This is a genomic window from Peribacillus sp. B2I2 (assembly GCF_041261685.1).
Classification (GTDB): domain Bacteria; phylum Bacillota; class Bacilli; order Bacillales; family DSM-1321; genus Peribacillus.
This window is the reverse complement of sequence record NZ_JBGCCB010000001.1, coordinates 3,275,736-3,299,209: the sequence shown is the minus strand read 5'-3', so window position 1 is coordinate 3,299,209 and position 23,474 is coordinate 3,275,736. Positions and strand designations below refer to the sequence as shown.

The 23,474-nt window shown below is 36.8% G+C and carries 16 protein-coding genes, 4 pseudogenes and 1 riboswitch; of the genes and pseudogenes, 15 read left to right on the top strand and 5 right to left on the bottom strand.

The genetic code is table 11. The annotated features are described in order from the left end of the window. The first annotated feature begins 297 nt into the window (after positions 1 to 297). From ABIE66_RS16260 to ABIE66_RS16240, 5 genes and pseudogenes are all read left to right on the top strand, one after another. A complete protein-coding gene (locus tag ABIE66_RS16260) occupies positions 298 to 1,542 on the top strand; it encodes an MFS transporter (RefSeq protein ID WP_370015492.1) in 1,245 nt (414 codons plus the stop codon). A gap of 185 nt (positions 1,543 to 1,727) precedes the next feature. After that, positions 1,728 to 2,006: pseudogene (locus ABIE66_RS16255) on the top strand (glycine betaine ABC transporter substrate-binding protein); the annotation flags it as partial. A gap of 60 nt (positions 2,007 to 2,066) precedes the next feature. Continuing rightward, complete coding sequence (locus tag ABIE66_RS16250) at positions 2,067 to 2,900, top strand: SPL family radical SAM protein (RefSeq protein WP_370015491.1); 834 nt, start codon at positions 2,067 to 2,069, stop codon at positions 2,898 to 2,900. A gap of 356 nt (positions 2,901 to 3,256) precedes the next feature. Then, positions 3,257 to 3,886 carry a fumarylacetoacetate hydrolase family protein gene (locus ABIE66_RS16245; protein ID WP_289325474.1) on the top strand — a complete coding sequence of 210 codons (630 nt, stop codon included), beginning with the start codon at positions 3,257 to 3,259 and terminating at the stop codon, positions 3,884 to 3,886. Positions 3,887 to 4,219: 333 nt separating this feature from the next. After that, positions 4,220 to 5,452, top strand: coding sequence for an IS110 family RNA-guided transposase (locus tag ABIE66_RS16240; protein WP_370015490.1), 1,233 nt, complete (start codon positions 4,220 to 4,222; stop codon positions 5,450 to 5,452). 204 nt (positions 5,453 to 5,656) lie between these two features. On the opposite strand, the gene ABIE66_RS16235 is transcribed toward ABIE66_RS16240, so the two are convergent. The 4 genes and pseudogenes from ABIE66_RS16235 to ABIE66_RS16220 form a co-directional block, all read right to left on the bottom strand. Next, on the bottom strand, positions 5,657 to 6,445 hold the full coding sequence (locus ABIE66_RS16235; protein WP_370015489.1) for a carbon-nitrogen family hydrolase: 789 nt from the start codon (positions 6,443 to 6,445) through the stop codon (positions 5,657 to 5,659). Between the two features lie 24 nt (positions 6,446 to 6,469). Continuing rightward, a pseudogene (locus tag ABIE66_RS16230) lies at positions 6,470 to 7,725 on the bottom strand (MFS transporter). A 12-nt stretch (positions 7,726 to 7,737) separates the two neighbouring features. Next, positions 7,738 to 8,409: a DUF2848 family protein gene (locus ABIE66_RS16225; protein WP_370015488.1), complete on the bottom strand. Its 672-nt coding sequence runs from the start codon at positions 8,407 to 8,409 to the stop codon at positions 7,738 to 7,740. Further along, positions 8,393 to 9,061, bottom strand: coding sequence for a GntR family transcriptional regulator (locus tag ABIE66_RS16220; protein ID WP_370015487.1), 669 nt, complete (start codon positions 9,059 to 9,061; stop codon positions 8,393 to 8,395). The genes ABIE66_RS16225 and ABIE66_RS16220 overlap by 17 nt, the downstream gene beginning before the upstream one ends. A gap of 726 nt (positions 9,062 to 9,787) precedes the next feature. Between ABIE66_RS16220 and ABIE66_RS16215 the strand changes: the two genes are divergently transcribed. The 10 genes and pseudogenes from ABIE66_RS16215 (at position 9,788) to ABIE66_RS16170 (ending at position 21,856) form a co-directional block, all read left to right on the top strand. After that, a complete protein-coding gene (locus ABIE66_RS16215; RefSeq protein ID WP_370015485.1) occupies positions 9,788 to 10,525 on the top strand; it encodes a GntR family transcriptional regulator in 738 nt (245 codons plus the stop codon). Positions 10,526 to 10,549: 24 nt separating this feature from the next. Beyond that, a complete protein-coding gene (locus tag ABIE66_RS16210; protein ID WP_370015484.1) occupies positions 10,550 to 11,719 on the top strand; it encodes a M20/M25/M40 family metallo-hydrolase in 1,170 nt (389 codons plus the stop codon). Positions 11,720 to 11,731: 12 nt separating this feature from the next. Beyond that, complete coding sequence (locus ABIE66_RS16205; protein WP_370015483.1) at positions 11,732 to 12,574, top strand: ABC transporter permease; 843 nt, start codon at positions 11,732 to 11,734, stop codon at positions 12,572 to 12,574. Beyond that, positions 12,571 to 13,359 (top strand): ABC transporter permease, encoded by a 789-nt coding sequence (locus tag ABIE66_RS16200; RefSeq protein ID WP_370015481.1) that lies wholly within the window; start codon positions 12,571 to 12,573, stop codon positions 13,357 to 13,359. Before ABIE66_RS16205 ends, ABIE66_RS16200 begins: the two co-directional genes overlap by 4 nt. 23 nt (positions 13,360 to 13,382) lie before the next feature. Then, a complete protein-coding gene (locus ABIE66_RS16195) occupies positions 13,383 to 14,465 on the top strand; it encodes an ABC transporter substrate-binding protein (protein WP_370015480.1) in 1,083 nt (360 codons plus the stop codon). Positions 14,466 to 14,484: 19 nt separating this feature from the next. Beyond that, positions 14,485 to 15,561, top strand: a complete 1,077-nt coding sequence (locus tag ABIE66_RS16190) for an ABC transporter ATP-binding protein (RefSeq protein WP_370015479.1) — start codon at positions 14,485 to 14,487, stop codon at positions 15,559 to 15,561. A gap of 986 nt (positions 15,562 to 16,547) precedes the next feature. Continuing rightward, positions 16,548 to 16,626, top strand: a riboswitch (ZMP/ZTP riboswitch). A gap of 56 nt (positions 16,627 to 16,682) precedes the next feature. After that, a pseudogene (locus tag ABIE66_RS16185) lies at positions 16,683 to 18,276 on the top strand (APC family permease). An 850-nt stretch (positions 18,277 to 19,126) separates the two neighbouring features. Continuing rightward, positions 19,127 to 19,330 (top strand): annotated as a pseudogene (locus tag ABIE66_RS16180) (L-asparaginase 1); the annotation flags it as partial. Positions 19,331 to 19,495: 165 nt separating this feature from the next. Further along, positions 19,496 to 20,929, top strand: a complete 1,434-nt coding sequence (locus ABIE66_RS16175; RefSeq protein ID WP_370015478.1) for an alanine/glycine:cation symporter family protein — start codon at positions 19,496 to 19,498, stop codon at positions 20,927 to 20,929. A gap of 129 nt (positions 20,930 to 21,058) precedes the next feature. Further along, on the top strand, positions 21,059 to 21,856 hold the full coding sequence (locus ABIE66_RS16170) for a fumarylacetoacetate hydrolase family protein (RefSeq protein ID WP_370015477.1): 798 nt from the start codon (positions 21,059 to 21,061) through the stop codon (positions 21,854 to 21,856). 97 nt (positions 21,857 to 21,953) lie between these two features. Here ABIE66_RS16170 and ABIE66_RS16165 read toward each other — a convergent pair. Further along, positions 21,954 to 23,302 (bottom strand): IS3 family transposase gene (locus ABIE66_RS16165; protein ID WP_370015476.1). Its coding sequence is split into 2 segments (ribosomal slippage): positions 21,954 to 22,858 and positions 22,858 to 23,302, totalling 1,350 coding nucleotides; the frame shifts between segments, so codons are not numbered across the junction. Positions 23,303 to 23,474: the final 172 nt, after the last annotated feature.

The following is a 23,474-nucleotide window of genomic DNA, read 5'->3' as shown; positions in this document are numbered from 1 at the left end:
AGGGGCAATGGAGAAGTCGCTTCAAAGGAGCTTGCATCTAAGGGTGCGAAGCTGGTATCGGTAGCTCGTCGCGAAGTTTGTTAGAAAACTACAAAAAGAAATTCTGAATTATGGCGGTCACGCTGTTTATAATGTGATGGATGTCACCTAATTTGAATAAATCGAAGAGCCCTATGTGGCATCCAGTGCTTGAATTAGATTAATTGGGGGTTTCATGTATGAGAGCGGTATGTGCTCACGCTGCATTGATTTTGTTTGTGGGGAGGATGAGGTTTAGACGGGAGGCGATACATAAAGATGAATAAACAAGAAAGCGGTTATAGATGGGTGGTATTTGGCACCGTTTTATTTGCTTACTTTTTAATTGTGAGCCAAAGAACGGCTCCTGGTCTTATTACCGATCAATTGATGAAGGATTTTCATGTTTCCGCTTCTACCATAGGTCTTATGAGCGGCATTCAATTTTTAGCCTATGCAGGATTACAAATACCGGTTGGTCTTTTATCAGACAGATATGGCCCCAATCGATTTCTTATTATCGGCACACTCCTAAATGGGCTGGGAAGCCTAATATACAGCCTTTCTCCCAATGAATATGTGTTGATTTTCTCCCGGTTATTAGTTGGAATTGGAGATGCCACCATTTTTGTCAACTTGGTTTTAATATTAAGCCAATGGTTTAAGGCACAGGAATTTGTAAAATTATTAGGCCTGGTTGCCATGGTTGCGAGCCTTGGTTCGTTATCAGCTACCGTTCCTTTTTCCATGTGGATTTCATTCGCTGGTTGGAGAACCCCATTCCTTAGCATAGGAATTATTTTAGTGCTTTCATCATATCTTCTGTATGTCGTTCTTGTATCGAAACCAAAACAAATATTTAAAGTTGATTCCAAAGCCAAGGAAATTCTAATTAAAGACCGGGAAGGTGTTTGGTCGATTCTACGCCGAATATTTTCTACCCGTCAAGCCTGGGCCACTTTCTTTTGCCACTTTGGAGTTGTTGGCACATATATAGGATTCATCGGTTCGTGGGGAGTTCCCTATGGAATTCATGTGTTTGAAATGTCTCGTTCAGGGGCAAGCCAGCTTATTATGTATGGTCTTTTTGGAGCCATCATAGGAGGCCCTTTAATTAGCTGGATTACAAGCCGGCTGGGTTCTATCAAAAAGGTCTACACCTTTATCCATCTAATTGTCTTATGCAGTTGGAGTGGGTTGTTCTTCTCCGGCGTAAAACCTCCATTTATAATGGTGGTGGTTTTACTATTTATCATAGGTTTTGGAAATGGAGCTAGCTCTTTGACTTTTGCAGTGGTACGGGAATCATTTCCTATTCAACAAGTAGGTGTTGTTTCAGGATTTGCCAATATGGGTGGATTCTTAAGTGCCGTGTTGTTGCCTAGTGTTTTCGGAAATGTACTGGATCTATTTCCTCGGCATTCTATAGATGTGGGCTATCATTATGGATTTCTCATACCTGTCATATTTTCTTTGATGGGATTGTTAGGTGTCATTTTGATCAAAGAGAAAAAAACGTTTTAATATATATTTCAGTTATAAAGGTCCGATTTGTAAACGTCCAAGTTCTAAAAAGTAAGTTTTTATAAAATTACCAGACATATTCTCCTTTACATAGTTAAAACAATATGTAAAGGAGAATATGTCCTTTTCACTTATAGCAAACGAGTTAGCTATATAGAACTTATCAAAATAATATAAACAAACTGGGAGAGATAAATGCACTTGATGCCTATTCAACAGATAGTGAATTGCAAAAATATCATCTTACAGTATTGGAAGACGACAAACATTAATTCTCTCCCTATCAAGGAGCACCATTGTTAAAGCGAGAGACATTAGAAGAATACCCAGAGTTAAAAGGAATTTTGTATAAATTGTCTGATAAAATTACCGATGACGAAATGAGAAAAATGAATTACGAAGTAGCCGCAGAGAAGAAAGAGGCGAATAGCGCCAAAGAGTTTTTAGAAAAAATCATTTGCTGAACTAGACGTAAATAACCAGACAGCATTTCATCCGTCTATAAATACGAGAGGAGATTTCAAATGATAATAGAAACAAAGGATATTCTTTCAAAGAAAATCCTCACTGAGGCAAAGGGTTATTTGGATGTTGGATTTACACATTCATTAAATCCCTACAGTGGATGTGCATTTTCTTGCAGGTACTGTTATGTCAGAGAAATGCCCATTCAAAAATTTAAGGGAGTTCCTTGGGGGGAATGGGTGGACATAAAAACAAACGCTGCAGAAATTTACCGGAAGGAGATCTTAACACTTCGCGGAAAAAGCAAAACTGTGAATATATTTATGTCTTCCGCAACAGATCCATACCAGCCAATTGAACGGAAAACAAACATTACACGGGCAATCCTGGAAGAGATGATTAAAAATCCTCCTGACTTTCTTCAAATCCAAACTCGAAGTCCACTGATAATTAGGGATATTGATTTATTAGTAAAATTGAAAAAAAAATGTAGAGTCCTTGTTTCCATGACGATTGAAACAGATAGGGAAGATATAAAGCGAATTTTCTCTCCTTATGCACCAGGAATTAAGCTGCGTACTAAAGCTTTAAAAGAGGTACATGACGCCGGAATATCCACCCAAGTTTCGATTTCTCCCGTAATGCCATTTAGCCCGGATTTCCCAAAAGTTTTAGATGGAATCGTGGATCATATTTGGATTGATACTTTAATTATTGGCGATGGTACGATGGGTAAACGTTCAAGGAGATTAGGAATGCCAGAATTATTTAAAGAATATGGACTCTCGAAATGGTATCGGGAGGATATACATGTAATGGTGGTTAAATATTTTAAAAAGTACTTTCCTAGTGACATAATACGAGTTTCAAAAACAGAGGCTTTCCCAAAATAAAGTTCCTGTTTTGAGTAGGATTATCGAAATTGAAAGTAAAGTAAAGTTAAGTAACAACGACTCGTTAGGAAGTATGTGACCTTTTAGAGAATCACTGTTCATACGTGTGCTGGGTTTGTGAAGAATTAATAGTAAGGAAGGTTGGGCCAATCTATCACACTTAATAATTATGACGTCGTTTGACATTGAATTTAAGAAAAAACTATTTATATTATTAATAAAGTAGTTAAAGAAAAAACAAGGGCGTTAGTTCCATTTACTATTGAATCATTACACAGTAAGATTTAATAAAAAATAAATCTGAAATTTTTGGTATCAAAAATTTTATTCTTTAAAAGAAAAGAGTGGGTTTAATAATGAAAGACATTAAAAATATCTATTGTGTAGGTCGAAATTATGCTCTGCATGCAAAAGAATTAAATAATGAAGTACCAACTTCCCCTTTTTTATTTTCAAAACCAACTCATTCGCTAGTTGAAGCAAATGGTCAGTCAATTACGTTGCCGAGTAATCAGGGTTCCATTCACTATGAAACAGAACTTGTCCTTCATATCGCAAAGCCGTACGAAACAGGAATGAAAGTAGATGAAATAGTAGATGCTTTAGCCATTGGTTTGGATTTAACACTTAGAGATGTTCAAGCACAGTTAAAGCAAAAACAGCATCCTTGGCTTTTGGCTAAAGGATTTAAAAATTCGGCTGTTGTAAGTGATTTCATTCCGTTTCAAGGTGTCGAAGCATGTAAACAATTAGATTTTTCCCTTTTTAAAAACGGAGAGCGTGTACAAGTCGGAAATATTAAGGACTTACTTTTTGATTTGCAAACGATTATAGATTTTACAGCAGAGCATTTTGGGCTTGGGAAAGGAGATATTATTTTTACCGGTACTCCTAGTGGCGTCGGTCCACTTTCAGATCAAGACAAGCTTTCACTAAACTGGGGTGGTAAGGAAATTGGATCCTGTTCTGTCACACTACATCCATGATAAAGAGTAGTCATTTCCTTTTCTTATGCAACTATCGGGACAGTAGTTGCATAAGAAACTCCAATGGCGGCGCTCCTCGCCGCCACCATCTACTACGAAAATCTACACTCAAAAATAGAGTCTAACCCATTAACCCCTTGACGATAATGGATGATAACAATACAACCAGGCTGAGCTTTTTTTGGTGGATCTTAAGGAAGATACCCTGTATAAGAAACTGGTTGTGACAGTATGGAAGAACCATTTAGTGTACTGCTAGTACGTATACAAAATTTTTTTGTAACAAATCTCCTGTCATATGTATTGTTAATCTTTTTTTGAGGTGATTCTCCTATGGAAGCAATGATTGAACGGTGTGCTGGCCTAGATGTACACCAAGAAACAGTAGTAGCCTGTGTATTATTTGGTCAATTAGATAAGAAGCCAAAAATCTCTATTGAAACGTTTTCGACTACAACAACAGGACTCTTGGCTTTAAGTGATTGGTTAACTACCCTTCAGGTATCCGATGTTGTGATGGAAAGTACCGGAGTCTACTGGAAACCAATATGGAATATACTCGAAGGATCTTTTCACCTTGTTCTGGCCAATGCCAGGCATGTCAAAAATGTTCCAGGGCGTAAAACTGATGTAAAAGATGCCGAATGGCTTGCCAAGCTTCTAAGATGCGGACTTATTGAAAGCAATTTTGTCCCACCAGAGGATATTCGTGATTTACGAGATCTTACTCGTTATCGAAAAAAATTGATTCATCATCGCACATCAGAGCAGAATCGCATTCACAAAATTCTTCAAGATGCTAATATCAAGCTAACATCCGTTCTATCAGACATTTTTGGTGTATCGGGACGCCGTATACTTGAAGCCATTCTAAACGGTGAAAAAATAGAGACCGATGGTCTTCGAAAAATGGTGGATTGGCGAACAAAAGCAAGTATTACTGACATTGCCCATGCAATTAATGACCGTATTCGCCGTCATCATCGTGATATGTTGCGTTACCATTGGGAGCATATGGGTTATTTAGAAGAAACCATAGAAGAATTAGAAAAACAAATTGATCAACTCCTGTCCCCTTATCGTAAGGAAGTAGAATTATTGGATGGTATACCTGGTGTGAACAAAGCTGCGGCAGCTACTTTTATTGCGGAGATGGGTGTTGATATGTCCGTATTTAAGTCAGCTAAACATCTTGCCTCTTGGGCTGGTGTGAGTCCTGGAAATTACGAAAGTGCTGGTAAAAAAAAAACGAGTAAAACCACACAAGGAAATAAAGCTTTAAAAACCATGGCCGTAGAATGTGTATTAGCGACATCAAGGCAAAATAATCGAATTGCTTCACATCGAAAAAGGATTACCAAACGACAGGGAAAAATGAAGGGACGAATCGCTTCTGCCCATTTACTAGTAACGATTGCTTACAACATCTTAAAAACAGGAGAACCTTATCATGAACTAGGCTCAAATTACCTTGAAGAAAAACAAAACAACAAAGAATTAAAAATGATCGAATACCTAAAAAAGAAAGGCTATACAATTGCTCCATCTGAACAACAAACTGCATAACCAGTTAAAATAACGCAATAGTACATTTACCCCCATCAAAAAAATAATGAGAATATGGAGGGTTTATTTTAGCATGGCTTTTTTACTAATGTATTTTCATACAAAAATAAAAATTATCAATGGATTTTACGTGAAACTTATGCTTTGTTGAATTAAACGTAAAAGCTACTCCTAAAGATTGGTATCTCTGGAGTAGCTCCTATTTTATAACTTTCTATACTTTTCTGGTACTCTGGAATCGAATATGGGAACATCTTTTCTTATTTGGGGTACTTTCTCTAAATTTAAAGTTGCCTTTAATTCACCAACTTCTTGATCTAATTTTTGAACAATGTCTCCCCATGGATCTACAATTTGTGAGCAACCTGCAAATTCCACCCCTAGCTTTGTCCCCGCCACATTTGATGCAACAACATACATTTGGTTCTCAATTGCGCGCGCACGAAGTAACGTATTCCAATGTGTTTCCCTTGCAAGTGGCCATTCTGCGACGATATGTAACACTTGAATACCTTGTAATGCTAAGTCACGAATAATTTCAGGGAATCGTAAATCGTAACAAATAATAACCCCCATCTTCACACCTTCAAGTTCAAATATTTCAACTTGATTATGACCGCCCGTTAAAAACTTAGGTTCATCTAACATCGGAACAAGATGCATCTTGTCATATGTGTGAACAATCACACCCATTCGATTTACTATAATCGCACGATTAAAGATATCATTACCTTCTAATACGGCAATCGAGCCACCCACCAAGTTTACATTAAACTTCTTAGCCAGTGATTGTAAAAATTCAATGGATTGCTTTCCATCCACTTTGCAGATTTCTTTCAATTCCTCCAACGCATAGCCCGTAGACCACATTTCAGGAAGTACAACAACATCTACATCATCACTATAGTTAGCTTCTAACCAGCGTTCAATGATTTTCCTATTCTCTACAGGTTTTCCAACCACTAAATCCATTTGAAATACTAAATAATTCAAATCGGTCACTCCTCTTAATAGTATTTAGTTTAGTAATGAAGTATCTGGTTTCACAAACAACCATAATATAGCTGCAATAAACACAGGGATTACAGTTACTCCTAATGTGATATTCCACCCAAAGTTTTCTGCTAACCAACCACATAATAACGGTGATACAAAAGCTCCTAGATTTCCCCACAAGTTCATCCAACCTGAAACGGAACCTGAAAAGTTTCTCCCTAAGTCTGTAGCGGAAGCCCATGAACACACTACTGTAAATCCTAGTGAACCCAAGCATAATGATAACCATAAAACATTCATATAAGGAGATACTGTCATAACAGCAAGGTACATTGAAATAATAAATACTATTAAACCTGATATAGCTAAAGAGGATCTTGATATTTGCTTTGAAAAACCTTTACGTACTAAGTAGTCGGAAAGAATACCACCAGTCATTACTGTTATCAGTATTGCTAACCAAGGTAGGCTTGCAGCAAATCCCATTTTACTTAATGAGAATCCTCGATCTTCCAGTAAATATGTAGGTAACCAAACTAAAAAGAAAGTGATAATATACAAAACAACGAAATATTGTAATCCTAAAGCCCAAAATCGATAGCTTTTCAGAAAAGTACTCCAAGGGGCTCTAACTTTAGCAGTATCAACAATTTCTCTGTCTTCTAGAATATATTCTTTTTCTTGTTCATTCACAAGTTTATGAATTTCAGGATAGTCCCGGGCTATAACATACCATACACCTGCAATGATTATTCCTATTAATCCAAAAATATAAAATACAGCTTGCCAACCAAAATATTGATAGATATAAACCGTGACGATAGGGGCGATAACTGGTCCAAATATGAACCTGCCAATAATGCACTGGATGCTCTGGCTTTTTCATCTCTTCTAAACCAGTTTGTATTAAATACGGCATTAGCTGGAAACATCGGTCCTTCACCTATCCCAAATAAGAATCTCACCATATACAAGAGACCGTGAGATTTAACTAAACCCGTCAAACCCGTAAATACTGACCACCATACTAGAGAAAAAGCGATCATTTTTCTAGGACCGAATTTTTCTGCCATAAGTCCTGCCGGAATTTGAACTAACGCGTAACCTAATGAGAATAGTGATGCGAGCATACCAAACTGCACTTTATCTAAACCTAAATCATCCATCATTGGTTTTGCTATAATTGAAATATTCGATCTATCCATGTAAGCGATTACACCTATTATAAAGAAAAAGAATGCTAGTCCCCATCTAACTTTTGTAGGTTTCTTTTTCAAAACAATTCCCCCTTAATAAACAATGGAATAATGATGTGTAATTTTTCTTTTTAACTTGGGGTGTTCGATTTCATATTCAAATTTATCACCAAAAATAAACCCATTTTTTGTAGGAACAGTACCTGAAAAAATAATAGTATGTTCTAAATCCTTTTCCCCGAACTTGTCCAGCTTTTCCAATAAAACATCAACCTCTAAGAGTGCATCTAAAGTGTCTTCTTGATATAAACATTTCTCTCCATTTGAAGTAACATAAGAACGTAAAATAATATTATCCCAATCTTCTTTTAAATCTGCTAATCTCCAAAAATCAGTTGCAAGAGGTTTATCACAAATTGATTTAGACTTTAAAATATCTTCTTTTTCTACTTCTCGATCAGTATGATCGCTGCCAAGGGTAACCAACCATTCTTTTCCGTCATGGAATAACACATATTCTGTTTCCCCAGAGGAAAATTCACTTCCATTACATTCATTAGAAAAATTCAGTTGTTCTATTTTTTGTGGATATATCATCGGTACATGGGGTGGAGGTGCAATACCTAATTCTTTTAATTCATCTATGTGCTCTTGAATTTTTTCTATATTTCGTCCACCATATCCAACAACAATTACTTTATTAATATCAATTTCATGCTTTTTAACCTCTCCATTAGAAAGATGCAAATTAATTACTTTTCTCATTTGAATTCCTCCTCAATTGATTAATGATTTCATTTTTGGTATTTTCCACATGGTTATTTGATGCAACCAGAAGTTGATTAATATCTTGTGATTTTAAACCCTGCACAATTGCTTTATGTTCAGATATTGTTTCCTCAATACGCGACTTCTCAGTTATGGCTTTTAACCCAAACCATCTAATCTGATCACCAATTTCCTCAAACCATTTTTCTAATCGCTGATTTTTAGTTAAAAATACAATTTCGGAATGGAACTCTTTATCTAATTCAATAAATCTTTGGTGATCTGTTTTATTTTTTTCTTGCTCCTCAATGTAACCTTCCAATACTTTTATTTGTTCTAGAGTAATATTTCCACACATTTTTTCTAATGAGAATCGGTCAATAATCATTCGAATTTCCATTACTTCAATTACATTTTCCTCGGTAATTTCATTAATAAACGTACCAACCCGTGGTTTTGAAATTATCCATTTTTCTCTTTCTAACAACGACAGGGATTCTCTTACAGGAGTCCTACTTACACCTAACTTTTCACTTAGATCTCTTTCAAAAATGGCTTGACCCGGTAGAAGTTCGTAATTCAAAATTGATTTTTTGATTGCCTCAAAAGCTATATCTCTTAACGGCATAACTGGCTCTATTTTTTTCATTTTTCCTCCTCTTGGTATGTGGTATACCAACTTTAACACACGCTGAAAATTCAGTCAATTCATAATTGACAGATTTCATTGGTTCCTTTTTCTATCATTGTAGCAATTAGGATTCTGGCAAGGTTTCGAAAGGGGAATCTTCAACCGGCAGACGCGTTTAAACACGCAAGTTTTTAGTCCAGCTGGTTTTTATCACAACAAAATTATGACAAAAGGTGTAATTAGTTGGGCATGAAATGCTTTTTTCCTTCATATACCGTGGTGAAATGAAGAAGAGAGGATGAACATATTTCCTCCAAGTTTATGTATCGTTGTGAATATTTGTTTTAGGCCTAAACCTGTTTCTTCACTTTTGGTGGAGGTGATACCATTATTACTCAGTTCGCAGACCTAGGAAGTTGATCATTCTCCTGTAAATAGTATTCAAAACTTCATTTATTGACTTAACAAAGTTGGTGAGTGGGGATTCTGTATAAAAAAGGTCGAATTCCAAAAATAGATGATAGAAGAGAACTGCCCATATTTAAACATAAGCACTCTTTAAAAAGGTTTTAATTATAGGCAAATTTAAAGGAAAGAAAAGGACACAGCAACTTCTCCAATTCAAAATATTGTTCCGGTTTTTCAAATGTAAAAAGTTTTGAGTGGCACGGGTTTTTTGGGTAACTGAATTATTAATAAAAAATTCAGAATTATAAAATAAATATATTGTGTATTGTATACAATATGGCATATAATGAGTTTAATTTACAAAAAGGAGGGCAAATGGATGCAATGAAATTAAATAAAATTAAATCCGTTTCAATCGCTTCAGAAGTTTTTGATCAACTTAGATTAAAAATAATCAATGGTGAGTTGAAAAATGGAGAGCGATTGGTTGAAATGAATCTAGCCAAGGAAATGGGAGTAAGCAGAACTCCTGTTAGAGAAGCGGTACAACGGCTAGAACAAGAAGGTTTAGTTGAAATACTCCCCAGAAAACACTGCGTTGTGAAAGGCATAACCTTGGAAGCCATCAATGAAATTGTCCTCATTCGTTCTTTATTAGAGCCTACTGCTGCTAGAGTCGCAGCGTCCAAAATCACCGATGAACAGCTATTGAAATTAAAAAGTTATTTAGATCAGTCTGAAATGTATTTTCAACAAGGTAGAATTGAAGACCTTATGAAAGTCCATGATTTATTTCATGCGGAAATCATTAAAACTTCTGGGTTAAACAGGCTGATCAATATGCTAGAAAACTTACATGATTATATTGTTCATTTTAGATATTCCTTTTTAAGCAGACCCCACCTTGTAGAAAGATCCATCAAAGAGCATTCTGAAATCTATGAAGCTTTATGTAGCCGTGACGAAGACAGAGTGGAAAAAGTATTTATCAAACATCTGAGCGGAATTACAGATTATGAAAGAGTGGTAATGGAAGATAGTATGCATTCCGAACAAATCGGTTTGGAAAAATGATGTAATCAGAACAGGGGGATTGTAATGAGTAATATGAAAACGACAAGTATCCGCGGGGAAATCAAAGAAACGATTCGAGTTTTAAGTGAAGAAGTAGGGCAACGATTCGCAGGAACAGAAGGTGAGTGGAAGGGTACTGATTATATACACCAAAGACTTAGCGAATTAGGAGTAGAAACTGAAAAGCAAGTGTATCCTTTTGTGGGGTGGGAGCCTGAAGGAACACCTGAGCTTGAAATCTTGTCTCCAATTCCTAAAGTATTAAAAACGGCTTATCTACTATTCTCTGGATCTACTCCAAGTACAGGAATTAAAGGGAAGCTTACATATCATGGAATAAAAGGCCTGATTCCGGGCGTGTATGATATGCCTTGTTACAATGTCTTAGGCGCTGAAGGAGAAATTTTGGCACAGGTTGTTGTAAATAGCGGCGGTGACCCTATTGCATTATTGAATCCAAGAGCAAAATTCCCAATTCCCGCTGTAGTGATGAGTTATGAAGATCACCTTCGTGTTCAGGAGTTATTAAGTGAAAAACATGACATTGAGGTATTTGTTAAGGTAGAGGGCAAAATAAAGGAATGTAAATCGGCAAACATCATTAGTCATCCATATAAATCGAAAAATACGGTTAAAAAGAATAAAGTAATTGTCTGTGGTCACTCTGATACTACGTTAAATACTCCTGGAGCCTATGATAATGGTTCAGGTATAGCAGGAATCGTTGAAGTTGCCAGAAGACTGAAAACTGAAAATCATGATTTTCCTTTTGATATTGATGTCATAGCATTTTCCAATGAAGAAGTCGGATTCATAGGAGCCGATTATTATGTGAACGATTTAAAGGAAAAAGGAACACTTAATGAGGTAGCGGCAGTTATCAATCTTGACCAAATTAGTGCGGGAGACAAGATATGGTCTTGGGTAGGGCCGGAAGATTTCCGTCAAAAGGTAAAAGAAAGTTTCAGAGAAGCTGGAGCTTATGATAGAGATGACTTCGAAGTTGATGTTGATACTCCTAAAGCGGGAGCCGATGAATGGATGTTCCATTTAGAAGGGATTCCAACAGCGCTCCTTATGTTTTGGAGATTACCGGACTATCACCGTCCGACAGATACTATGGAAAAAATCGAATATGACAAAGTGGAGCTTATTATCGAGACTGTTTTCAACTTACTCAATCGAATAGAGTAAAGGAGAATTCCCATGTCCAAAAAAACTGTTCTTATCCTATTAGCTCCATCCGTATTGATCTTATTGGGACTTTTTGTTATTCCTTTAATTGTTGTTCTTAATAATTCCATCTTGGATGAAAGCGGAAGAATAACTTTTCAGCATTATCTTTCATATTTTAACGATCAACACTATTTATCTATTACCATACGATCAATAAAAATCTCCTTAATAGCTACATTTATCACCTTGTTGGTCGGTTATTTTATCGCCTACTTCACCACCAAATATATCAAGAGTAAGATAATTAAGCGTATTGCCTATATCGTGATCATATCACCATTATTTACGAGCGCTGTCGTAAGATCATTTGGATGGATGGTCATTTTAGGGAATAACGGATTTATCAACAAAACTCTATTAGGGCTGGGTATCATCTCCCAGCCTCTAAGACTTCTGTATAATGAGACTGGTATAATAATAGGTTTGGTGTATATTTTAGCTCCCTTTATGATTTTATCCATTACGACGGTTTTGGATAATATAGACAGCAGGCTGGAAGAGGCTGCGTCGGATTTAGGTTTAGGTCGTTTACAAACCTTTCTAAAGGTAACGCTTCCATTAACAGTCCCAGGAATATTGGCTGGCAGTGTGATGGTTTTCTCTCTAGCTATTAGTGCTTATGTTACGCCTGCTATGCTTTCCGGTGGAAGGATCCAATTGATCGCGACCGTTATCTATGAACAGATGATGCAGGTATTCAACTATCAGTTCGGTTCTGCGGTTGCTTTTGCTGTGTTAATCTTTAGCTTTTTGATTATTGGATTAAACCATTATTTATTAAGGTCTGACTGGATGGAGGAGGGAAGACGTTGATCTCTAAACTAGTAATGTGGACAATAGGTGGCTTCCTGCTTTTATTTCTGGCCTTTCCATTATTGGTGTTGATTAATGTTTCATTTACTGAACTAAATTATTTAAGTTTTCCTGGACAAGGATTTACATTGAAATGGTATCAAAAGCTTTATGAGGATATATCGTACGTAGAATCCTTCATATATAGTTTTAAACTATCGGGTGTTGCTACTCTAGGTGCGGTATTAATTGGTATTCCAGCCTCATATGGTTTGGCAAGGAATAATTTTAAAGGCAAGGGGATTGTGATGAGTCTTATCTCATCCCCTCTCTTGCTCCCTCAAATCTTCTTAGGCTTGGCACTGCTTCAGTTTTTTTACTACTTTACTAATAGCCCACAGAATTTCTTAAACCTAGTGTTAGGTCATATCATTATTACATTGCCTTATGTGGTTCGGACGTGTGTGAATAGCTTCCTGGGGATAAGTCCGTATATTGAAGAAGCAGGAAGGGATTTAGGTGCGGGTGCATTGAAAACCTTTTTTTTCATTACATTGCCACTGATGAAATCTAGTATTATCGCAGGAACGCTGTTTTCCTTTGCTGTTTCGTGGGTAAATGTTGAAGTTACGATTTTCTTGACCTCTGCCGATCAGATGGCACTTCCGGTTAAAATGTTCAATTATGTTCAGTACAACATCGATCCAATGATAGCTGCTGTTTCAGCCGTGACGATTTATATTGCATTTTTCTTAATTCTTGTCATTGATATGTTAGTAGGCATTGAAAATGTTGCTTCAAAATAAAACATGGGACTAGGGGATGTTATATGAAGAAGTTAAGTGTTTACACCATTTTGTTGGCAATTATTTTAGTGGTAGCTACCGGTTGCGGAAAGCCCGTTCAACCAAATAGTGGGGCGACTGAAGCCAATACAGATGTACAAGAACAAGAAATATCGATTGCCATTTTCGGTGGTGATTGGGGCGAAACTATCAAGAAGCATATCATTCATCCTTTTGAAAAGGAGACTGGTATCAAGGTGAAAATCATTGAAGGCAATTCAACGGCAACTTTTTCTCGTCTATTACAGGAAAAAGGCGCGCCTACCATTGATTTAGCATTAATGGACTCCGGAATTTCTGAACTATCCTACGAAAAAGGAATTGTTGAAAATATTGATAAAAGTAAACTCAAAGAAAACGCTGCCCTTCTGCCAGAAGCATATCAAGGTAATGGTGAAGAAGTATTTGGAGTAGCTCTAGGGTATTGGGGGCTAGGGATTGTTTATAACAAAGACGTAATTAAAAACCCACCAAAGTCGTGGAAAGATCTTTGGAAGGAAGAGTACAAAGGAAAAATAACGGTCCCTACACCTGCTACTACCGGAGGCTTTCCTTTATTGGTACAAGTTTCTGAGCTAGAAAGAGAAGCAAAAGGAAAAGTAGAAAAAGGCCTTGGAAAAATGAAGGAATTAGAAGTAGTAGCATACTTCGATGGTTCTGGAACGGCTACAAATCTATATCAAAGCGGGGAAGCATCAGTTGGAGCTCACTACGGAGGCCCTACTTATGTAATGCAAGACCAAGGTCAACCGATTGAATTTGTTGTTCCGGAAGAAGGCGTTTTAGGTGCAGGTAGCTTTTGGCATGTTGTGAAAGGCTCGAAAAAGTCTGAGCAGGTTTATTCCTTCTTAAACTATGCTACTACTAAGATTGCACAGGAAGGAATTGCGAGTGATTTATATTTGGCACCAGTTCATAAGGATGTTGAATTAGATGAAACAACCCTTGAAAGAATGCCATATGGCAAAAACGGCACCTTACAGGATTTGAACATGCCTGATTATAATCTCATAAACCAGCATCGAGATGAGTGGAACGAGCTATGGAACAGAGAAATCGGAAATTAAGGAGGTTTCAATCATGTCAGTGGTTCCGATTGTAGAAAATAATATAGCACATGTAGCCAAAGAAAAAGACAGCATTATTGAGTTACATAGCATCACGAAAAAATATAGTCAAGCAACTGCCGTAGACAACATTTCCCTTAATATAAAGGAGGGTGAGTTCCTCTCTCTTCTTGGTCCAAGCGGATGTGGGAAAACCACTACCCTTAGAATGATTGGCGGTTTTGAGCTTCCAAATCAAGGCAGTATAAAGATCGATGGAAAAGAAGCAGGGAATTTTCCACCCAACCAACGTCCGGTAAATACGGTTTTTCAAAACTATGCTTTGTTTCCTCATTTGAGCATTTACAATAATATTGCTTTTGGATTAAAGCAAAAAAAAATATCAAAGGCGCAAATTGCAAGTGATACAACCGAAATGATCGAAATTATGGGGTTGCAGCAGCACATGGAAAAATATCCAAGACAACTTTCAGGTGGGCAGCAGCAAAGGGTTGCACTTGCAAGAGCTCTGGTCAACAAGCCAAGAGTGCTCCTTCTAGATGAACCACTAGGAGCATTAGATTTAAAGCTAAGAAAAAAGATGCAGTTTGAATTAAAAAAACTTCATGAACAATTCGAAATCACGTTCATATATGTCACTCATGATCAAGAAGAAGCATTAATCATGTCCGATCGAATTGCTGTTATGAACCAAGGTAGAATCGAACAAATTGACACGCCTCAGCAAATCTATAACAATCCAAAGACTCTTTTTGTTGCCGACTTTATTGGGGAAACGAATGTAATAGATGTGGATCTATTAGAAAGCCAGAATAGAGAAAATCTATTAAAAGAGTTTTCCCAAGTTAAGAATTCAGATAAAAAGCTTGTAATAAGACCTGAACACTTAAAAATTACCCAAAGTCGCTTTCAGCCTAATCGAATTACGTTTGAGGCTAAATTGAAAAAGGTCCATTTTGTTGGTTCAAAAAGAGTGGTAGAGTGTGTATCAGGCTCTCAGGAGATTGTTGTTAACCTATCTGATGAGGAGCAAATGGATCATCTAGGTGAGAGTATTTGCTTGAGTGCTAGAAAAGACTTGGTGAAAATACTTTAATATGTCGGTAAGCTCTGTTTAGAGGAAACTTTTTACAGAGCTTTTTTCAATTCAAGTAACAGGACAGCTGCTCAAACTTTCTAATACTTCATATTTTTATTTCAGTAAAATAATAAAAATATATAAAATTTTTTCGTTGGGTAATTCAGCTAAATCTGACTTTCTCTTCAATGATTTTAAAATTTGTAAGGTGATATGCTTTTCTTTAGTTCTCTTACCAATAGAAGTACTGCTACTGTAAAAAGGACTATCAGGATTAATAGGTAAAATCTAATAATAGTTATTTCTCTTTAAATCCACCCATTGGTTAGCTTTTCTTACCTATTAATCTTACTATTGAAATTCCCATTCTACACCGGAGTTAAGCAATTATTCTCGGAACAGTTCAGTTAAAACGAAGTTATACCTAGCCGATTGTAATAATTAAGGGATAATGATAGGGAAAGATATTTTGTAACGGATTAGGTGAAGATGATCATGAAGCTAATCATCATATGTGGATAATAATGATCAGATTTGGAAATTCAATCTACGTTCATCACTCTAGCTATGCCGAGTGTGTTTCACATTAGTTAAATATATTAGTCACTAATTAAAGTTGTGTATAAATTGTGGACGAAACAAAGAGAGATCTTCATCCCTCAGGTATTTTCCCCAACTTGTGCATGGCTTTTTTTTCGAGGAAGAAAAGAACAGTTTATGTAAATGTTGTTGGGATATAATTTGTAAAATATGAACGGTTTATTTTGCGCATATAAGCTCTTAAAGATTTTTAAGTATAATGTTAAAGAGAAATGATTATATTGATGTAGCATGTGTTCTGGAAAACGAATGTTTGTTTTTTGGACCTTGATTTTCCTATTTTTTCAAATTAAAATGAATATTGATAGGAAATTACGAAAAATAAATAAGGTTATATATAAAATATAAATATTTTTCAAGTGTTGTTAAATTTAAAATAATCCTATATACTATAAAAAAACTATTTTCCTATATGTAACTGGCGCAACATGGAGAACCATGGGGGAGCATATAGAGTATAAGCCGCGCGCCTGGGCAAACACTTGATCTATAAATAGATTAAGTGTTTTTTATTTTCCTAGGAAGAGGTGTAGGTAGAGATGAGTAATATGCATAGAAAGATGGGGACTTTTGCTTTAACTATGACAGGTATTGGTTCTATTATCGGCTCAGGTTGGTTGTTCGGAGCGTGGAAAGCCGCCCAGATTGCTGGGCCAGCAGCTATTTTTTCTTGGATTATCGGTATGGTTGTAATTTTATTTATTGCATTATCTTACGCAGAGCTTGGGGCAATGTTTCCTGAAGCTGGAGGAATGGTTAAGTATCCTCAATATTCGCATGGTTCTTTTATTGGATTTTTAGCTGCGTGGGCGAACTGGATTTCTATCGCTTCGACTATTACCGTTGAGGCCATTTGCTTCGGTACAATATATGAGTACGTGGCCTTGGGAATGGGCCAGATGGTCTCATTCCTTAGTTGATAACAATATCTTAACGACCAAAGGATTATTCATAGCTTCTTTACTATTATTGTTCTATTTCTTCGTCAACTATTGGACAGTTAACCTTTTTGCTAAGGCAAATTCATTTATTACTATTTTTAAATTAATTGTTCCAGGTGTAATGGCAGGATCGTTATTTTTTGCTGGATTTCATGGTGAAAACTTTACAAGTTCTCAAGGAATCGCACCATATGGTTGGGCAAGCGTTTTAACAGCAGTAGCTACTTCTGGTATAGTGTTTGCGTTTAACGGATTTCAAAGTCCAGTTAATATGGCAGGAGAAGCGAAGTCGCCGAATAAGTCTATACCAATTGCTGTTATTGGGTCTATTCTAATTGCAGGTTTTATATACGTTATTTTACAAGTTGTTTTTATCGGTGCAATCGATCCGTCTATGATTGTGAACGGATGGAGTCAACTGAATTTTAATTCACCTTTTGCAGATTTGGCAATTGCTCTTAGCCTTAACTGGTTAGTGATTGTATTGTATGTAGATGCGTTTGTATCACCGTCTGGTTCAGGTGCCACTTATACAGCTACAACTTCGCGAATGCTTTATGGAATGCAGAAGAATGGGTACTTACCGAATATCTTTGGTACATTACATCCACTTTATGGTGTTCCTCGTCCAGCGATGTTATTAAACTTAGGCGTATGTTTTATCTTTTTATTTTTATTCCGCGGATGGGGCGTACTTGCTGAAGTGATTTCAGTTGCTACACTTATTTCGTATATCATGGGGCCAGTTGCATTGGCAACTTTAAGACGTACTGCTTCTCATTTTAACCGTCCATTTCACTTAAAAGGTGCTTCTATTATTGCACCTTGTGGATTTGTTTTTGCATCGCTTACTTTATACTGGGCGCGTTGGCCATTAACAGGAGAAGTCGTTTTCATCATTGCCATTGGACTACCTATTTACTTTTATTATCAAGCTAAAAATAAATGGAATGGTTTCAAAAAACAATTTTTATCAGGTGTTTGGATGCTTCTTTACTTAGGTTGTATGATTTTGATTTCTTATATTGGAAGTGAGAAGTTCGGCGGAAAAAATATTCTTACATTTGGCTGGGATATGGTGGTCATCGCATGTCTGGCACTTTGCTTCTATTGGTGGGGAGTTAAGAGCGGGATTAAAACAGAATACTTGGCTGAGGCTGAAAAAATCAACAAAGAATTTATTAATAAATAACTCTTAGTGTAGACACAGCTATATGAGTAAAAAGAAAACATGGTTACTTTATGACCATGTTTTTTTATCTATTAAAAAGTGTTCGCAAATTGGAACACCTGACAATATTGATGAAAAATTCAAACTTTTACCACGCGTTTATAGCCAACCTCGCTGAATAAATGATTGGCAGGAAGTACAAACATTTCATCTCCCAAGTCTAGTCGTATCGAATGAGAGAAAATGTCTCCGTTATATACGAATGAGTGATAATCACCAAACTCACCACATGGATCAACATCCTCTGGTAAATCTTCCATTAATTTTTTGGTCTGCAGTCAGTAAGTCCATCGGACTTCGACAAGGCTTCGAAATGGCAAAACTGGAGCTGAAAACGTGTCTGGCTAAATATGAACATATAAACACGTTGATGTATATGGTTTTTAGGCTTAAACATCTAAGTTGCAATTAAGTAACTTAATGAAATAATTATCTTTTTGATATTTATTATTTGTAATAACTCAGCTCAGATTTAGGAAGCAAACACCATTCTGTGGATTCAAAAAGTGGATGAGGTGTACGAGAATTGAATATTTTTATCTTGAATTATTATATTTATGTTACTATAATTACATGGAAAGTACGCGAATTGAATAAACATACGCGAATTGAATACTTTCTTTTAAAAAACTTATTGTAAAAAAGAGATAGAGGAGCCATTATCATTGAAAAAATTAATGTTGTTTACGACTGGTGAACAGTAGCCTCACTTGAAGGAGAAAACGGACTTGTACCTGAACTGCATGCATGCCGATGATCTATTAAGTTACATACCTGAATTAAATGTACTTTGCCGTATTGATACGAAAGAGTTGTCATTACGACTCAATGTCTAGAAGAAGGAGAAGACATGGGTATATATGAAGTCGGTCGGAAAATTGACCATAATCGTGTAGTACGTTCTAAAAATATGAACACATTAGCAATCGTGACGAAATTGATGTGGGTGCTAGGAAAAACATCAGATCCTAAAAAGGTAAAACAAATGATGGATACATCGATTGCAGCAGATATTACATATTTTTTTGAGATACTGCTATCAAGGCGATTAACTCAAATATTTGGGGGCTATATAACTCCTGACTTTGGACAGAATTCATCAGTTGATGAAGTTGGTCTTTTTACAGTGAAAAAACTAGGTATCTTCTAAGCTAGTAAATTTCTTATAAGAGGTGATAGAATGCAACAATTATTACATGATGTAGTTGGCGTAACAAATGAATTCCTTTGGTCAAAATTATTAGTTATTATGCTTGTTTCTTGTGGGATTTATTTCACATTTAAATTGAAATTTGTACAGGTTCGAATGTTAAAGGAAATGGTCCGTGTTTTAATGGAAGGGAGAACTAGTTCTAAAGACAGCGTTTCCCCATTTCAAGCTTTCTGTATTGGTATGGCCGCTCGCGTTGGAACAGGTAATATCACAGGAATTGCGATTGCGATTGCATTAGGCGGTCCTGGAGCGATATTCTGGATGTGGATAATTGCAATTATTAGCTCAGCAACCAGCTTTATTGAAAGTACCTTAGCACAAGTATATAAAGTAAAAGATAAAACTGGTTTCCGAGGCGGTCCATCCTATTATATGGAAAAAGGATTGAACAAACGTTGGATGGGAGTATTATTCTCCATTTTAATTACGCTTTCTTTCGGTCTTGTATTCAATTCTGTACAATCAAATACCGTTACAATTGCTTTTGAGAACTCATTTGGTTCAGATCGTTTAACTGTAGGGATTCTCATGACATTTGCTTTCGCTGTGATTATCTTTGGCGGTGTGAATCGTATTGCAAAAATTGCTGAATACAAGGTTATGATTCTAGGTGTGTTATACCTTGGAATGGCATTATTTGTCGTAGCAATGAACATAACCAAAATGCCGGAAATTCTTTCTCTTATTATTAATAACGCGTTTGGCTTTGAACAAATAGCAGGCGGTTCAATAGGCGCTGCGTTCATGAATGGAGTTAAACGTGGTTTATTCTCGAATGAAGCTGGTATGGGGAGTGCGCCAAACGTTGCCGCAACGGCAAAAACAAGTCATCCGGTGAAACAAGGACTTATTCAAGCATTTGGCGTATTAACGGATACACTGATCATCTGTACAAGCACAGCATTTATTATTTTACTTTCTGATGCTTATAAACAACCAGGGCTAACTGGCATTGCACTTACACAAACATCATTAAGTGAACACATCGGTTCCTGGGCATCAGGTTGTCTTGCTATCTTTGTATTCCTATTTGCATTCGGTTCGTTAATTGGTAACTATTATTATGGGGAAACAAATATTCGATTTTTACACAAAAGTAAAGTGTTGTTGATTCTATATCGAATAGGTGCGTTCGCCATGATTGTATTCGGTGCGGTTGCAAAGGTCGAGCTTGTATGGGATTTAGCAGATTTATTTATGGGCTTGATGGTTATCGTAAACTTAATTGCCATTCTCTTATTATCAAAAGTAGCTTTTGCAGCATTAAGTGATTATATGAAACAGAAAAAAGCCGGTCAAGATCCAGTTTTTTATAAAGACAGCATTAAAGGTCTTGAAAACCTTGATTGTTGGGAGCACTCTCAAGACGCTACCACTTTAAAAAAGGAAAACACCATGTAATAAAAAAGATTTTAGACATAAGGGTTTGGTATTATCTCCTACAGGGGGCTTGTTTGCGATTATGAGAAGAGCCGAGTTTTATATTATCTGAGGTAAGTATACCTTACCCATCAAAGGAGTTTATTCATCATGCATGTGCAACAAAAAACACAAAAAATAGTTCGCTATCAGAATCAACAGGGCAAAATACATTACGGTATTGTTGAGGATGAGATGATATTACAACTGTCTAGCAGTTTTGCTGAACTTGTCAACAAGGAAATAAAGTATGACGGGGTAGAGCTGAAATATAGTGACGTGAAAATTTTGGAACCTGTAAAACCTTCTAAAGTGGTTAATTTTGGCTGGACATATGCAGGTCATGCGAAGGAAACGGGCGGAGAGGCAAACCTTGTAGAACCATTTCTATTTTTAAAGCCATTATCTTCGCTTATTCCAGACAAGGAGAAAATTATACTTCCTCCAAACGAGCTAACCAACCAAGTGGAGCTTGAAGGGGAAGTGGCCCTGGTCATTGGAAAGCGCGGAAAGAACATTAAAGAAGAAGATGCGCTTGATTATGTGTTTGGTTGCACGATATTTAATGACGTCACTGCAAGAGATCTTACAAAAAAAGATCCACAGTTTACGCGGGGCAAAGGATTTGATACGTTCGGGCCTTTGGGGCCGTGCATCGTTACCGGGATAGATCCTACCAATTTGCGGATTGTGACCACTTTAAACGGCCGTGTTGTACAAGACGGGAATACCAATCAAATGTCTCTGAGCATTCCGTATCTGATCAGCTGGCTTTCGCAGGTGATGACACTCGAGCCCGGTGACATTTTGGCCACGGGTTCACCATCTGGCAGCTGCCCGATCAAGACGGGGGATGAGGTCGTTGTTGAAGTCGAGAATATCGGTCGGTTGTGTAATGGTGTCCAGTAGGATGTGCTGGAATTCTTAATATCGAAATGATAAATAGTTAGCAAAGATCAGAGCTGTCTTTATGAAGTGAACCCAAAAAGTTAGACACTTTATTTACTTAGGCAGCCTTGAGGGCATGAACCCGGTAATCTACCGGGCTCATGCCTTTTAATTTTACCTTGATTCGTTGATGATTGTAGTAATGGATATAATCTCCTAGTTCTTGTTTGAAATGCTCCATGCTTTCAAATTCTTGAAGATAGAGTAATTCGGATTTTAATAAGCCAAAGAAGTTTTCAATGACCGCATTATCGAGACAATTTCCTTTGCGGGACATGCTTTGTGTAATGTTATGTTTTTTCAAATCATGCGAGTATTGTTTCATCTGATAATGCCAGCCCCGATCTGAATGGAGAATGGGTGAATCTTTCGATTCCAAGCGATCAAAGGCTTTATCCAGCATTTTGGAAACGAGCGGATAAACAGGCCGAGATTCGATAGTATAGGCGATGATTTCTCCATTAAACAGGTCAAGAATGGCTGATAAGTATAGTTTCTCCCCAGCTAGATGGAATTCCGTGACATCTGTCACCCATTTTTCATTGGACTTTGCCGCCTTGAAATCACGTGCTAGAATGTTGGGCGCAATCTTACCGATGTTCCCTTTGTACGAACGGTATTTCTTCATGCGAATCAATGACTTCAATCCTAGTTCATTCATCAATCGGAGAACTGTTTTATGATTGATGCGAGCACCTCGGTTACGTAATTCTAGGGTAATACGCCGATACCCATAACGCCCTTTATGCGTATGGAAAATCTCTTTGATAAGGGATTTAATTTCTGTGTATTTATCCTCACGCCCGAAGGCGTTTACCCAATAATAGTACGTACTCCGTGCCATTTTAGAAATGGATAGAAGCAGTTTTAAATCAAATTGTTTCCTTAGTTCATGGACTACTTTCGCTTTTTCTTTCTTTGTAAGGCTTCCTTTTCTTGAACTAAGGCATTCAACTTTTTTAGATAGGCATTCTCTGCACGTAAGTATTCTAATTCGGCAAGAAGTGCTTCTTGAGAGCCATTAGCTTGCGATTTTTTCTTAGTTTCTTTTTTCATGGATAGACGCCCCTTTTTCATTGGTTTTAGGGCGTCTATACCTCCTTCCTTAAACTGATTTACCCAATTCAAAAGTGTAGAATCGGAAGGAAGGTTATAGTGTACAGCGGTCTCGTTGATCGATGCCCCATATTCGTTCATATATTTAAGCACCTCTAGTTTAAGGGGCAGAGTGTAATTTGTATAGGATGGAACAAGTCCTTCCATCCCATGTTTTAGATAGCGAGCGACCCATCTTTTCAGAGGGGATAAACCTACATTTCTTTCTTGAGCAATGGATTTATAGGATTTTTTCCCTTCTAAGTACTCTAAAACTGCATTTGATTTTTCGTCTATCGTATATTTAGTCAAAAAAATACACCTCCAATTGTTAGATGTTGTCTAACAATTGGGGTGCAGTTCATTTGGCAGCTCTTTTTCTTATAGAGCTATTGTGGCAGTTAGTCCGATTCCTTAGTGTTTTAAGAAATTAGTTTTTCATTTGGGATTATCAAAGTCACCATTGATCAATGAGAGATAGAAT

Excerpts from the sequence above, each read along its gene's own strand:
- ABIE66_RS16250 (WP_370015491.1), top strand. The coding sequence starts at position 2,067 with ATGATAATAGAAACAAAGGATATTCTTTCAAAGAAAATCCTCACTGAG.
- ABIE66_RS16240 (WP_370015490.1), top strand. The coding sequence starts at position 4,220 with ATGGAAGCAATGATTGAACGGTGTGCTGGCCTAGATGTACACCAAGAA.
- ABIE66_RS16260 (WP_370015492.1), top strand. The coding sequence starts at position 298 with ATGAATAAACAAGAAAGCGGTTATAGATGGGTGGTATTTGGCACCGTT.
- ABIE66_RS16245 (WP_289325474.1), top strand. The coding sequence starts at position 3,257 with ATGAAAGACATTAAAAATATCTATTGTGTAGGTCGAAATTATGCTCTG.
- ABIE66_RS16205 (WP_370015483.1), top strand. The coding sequence starts at position 11,732 with ATGTCCAAAAAAACTGTTCTTATCCTATTAGCTCCATCCGTATTGATC.
- ABIE66_RS16195 (WP_370015480.1), top strand. The coding sequence starts at position 13,383 with ATGAAGAAGTTAAGTGTTTACACCATTTTGTTGGCAATTATTTTAGTG.
- ABIE66_RS16175 (WP_370015478.1), top strand. The coding sequence starts at position 19,496 with ATGCAACAATTATTACATGATGTAGTTGGCGTAACAAATGAATTCCTT.
- ABIE66_RS16220 (WP_370015487.1), bottom strand. The coding sequence starts at position 9,061 with ATGAAAAAAATAGAGCCAGTTATGCCGTTAAGAGATATAGCTTTTGAG.
- ABIE66_RS16215 (WP_370015485.1), top strand. The coding sequence starts at position 9,788 with ATGGCATATAATGAGTTTAATTTACAAAAAGGAGGGCAAATGGATGCA.
- ABIE66_RS16210 (WP_370015484.1), top strand. The coding sequence starts at position 10,550 with ATGAGTAATATGAAAACGACAAGTATCCGCGGGGAAATCAAAGAAACG.
- ABIE66_RS16225 (WP_370015488.1), bottom strand. The coding sequence starts at position 8,409 with ATGAGAAAAGTAATTAATTTGCATCTTTCTAATGGAGAGGTTAAAAAG.
- ABIE66_RS16170 (WP_370015477.1), top strand. The coding sequence starts at position 21,059 with ATGCATGTGCAACAAAAAACACAAAAAATAGTTCGCTATCAGAATCAA.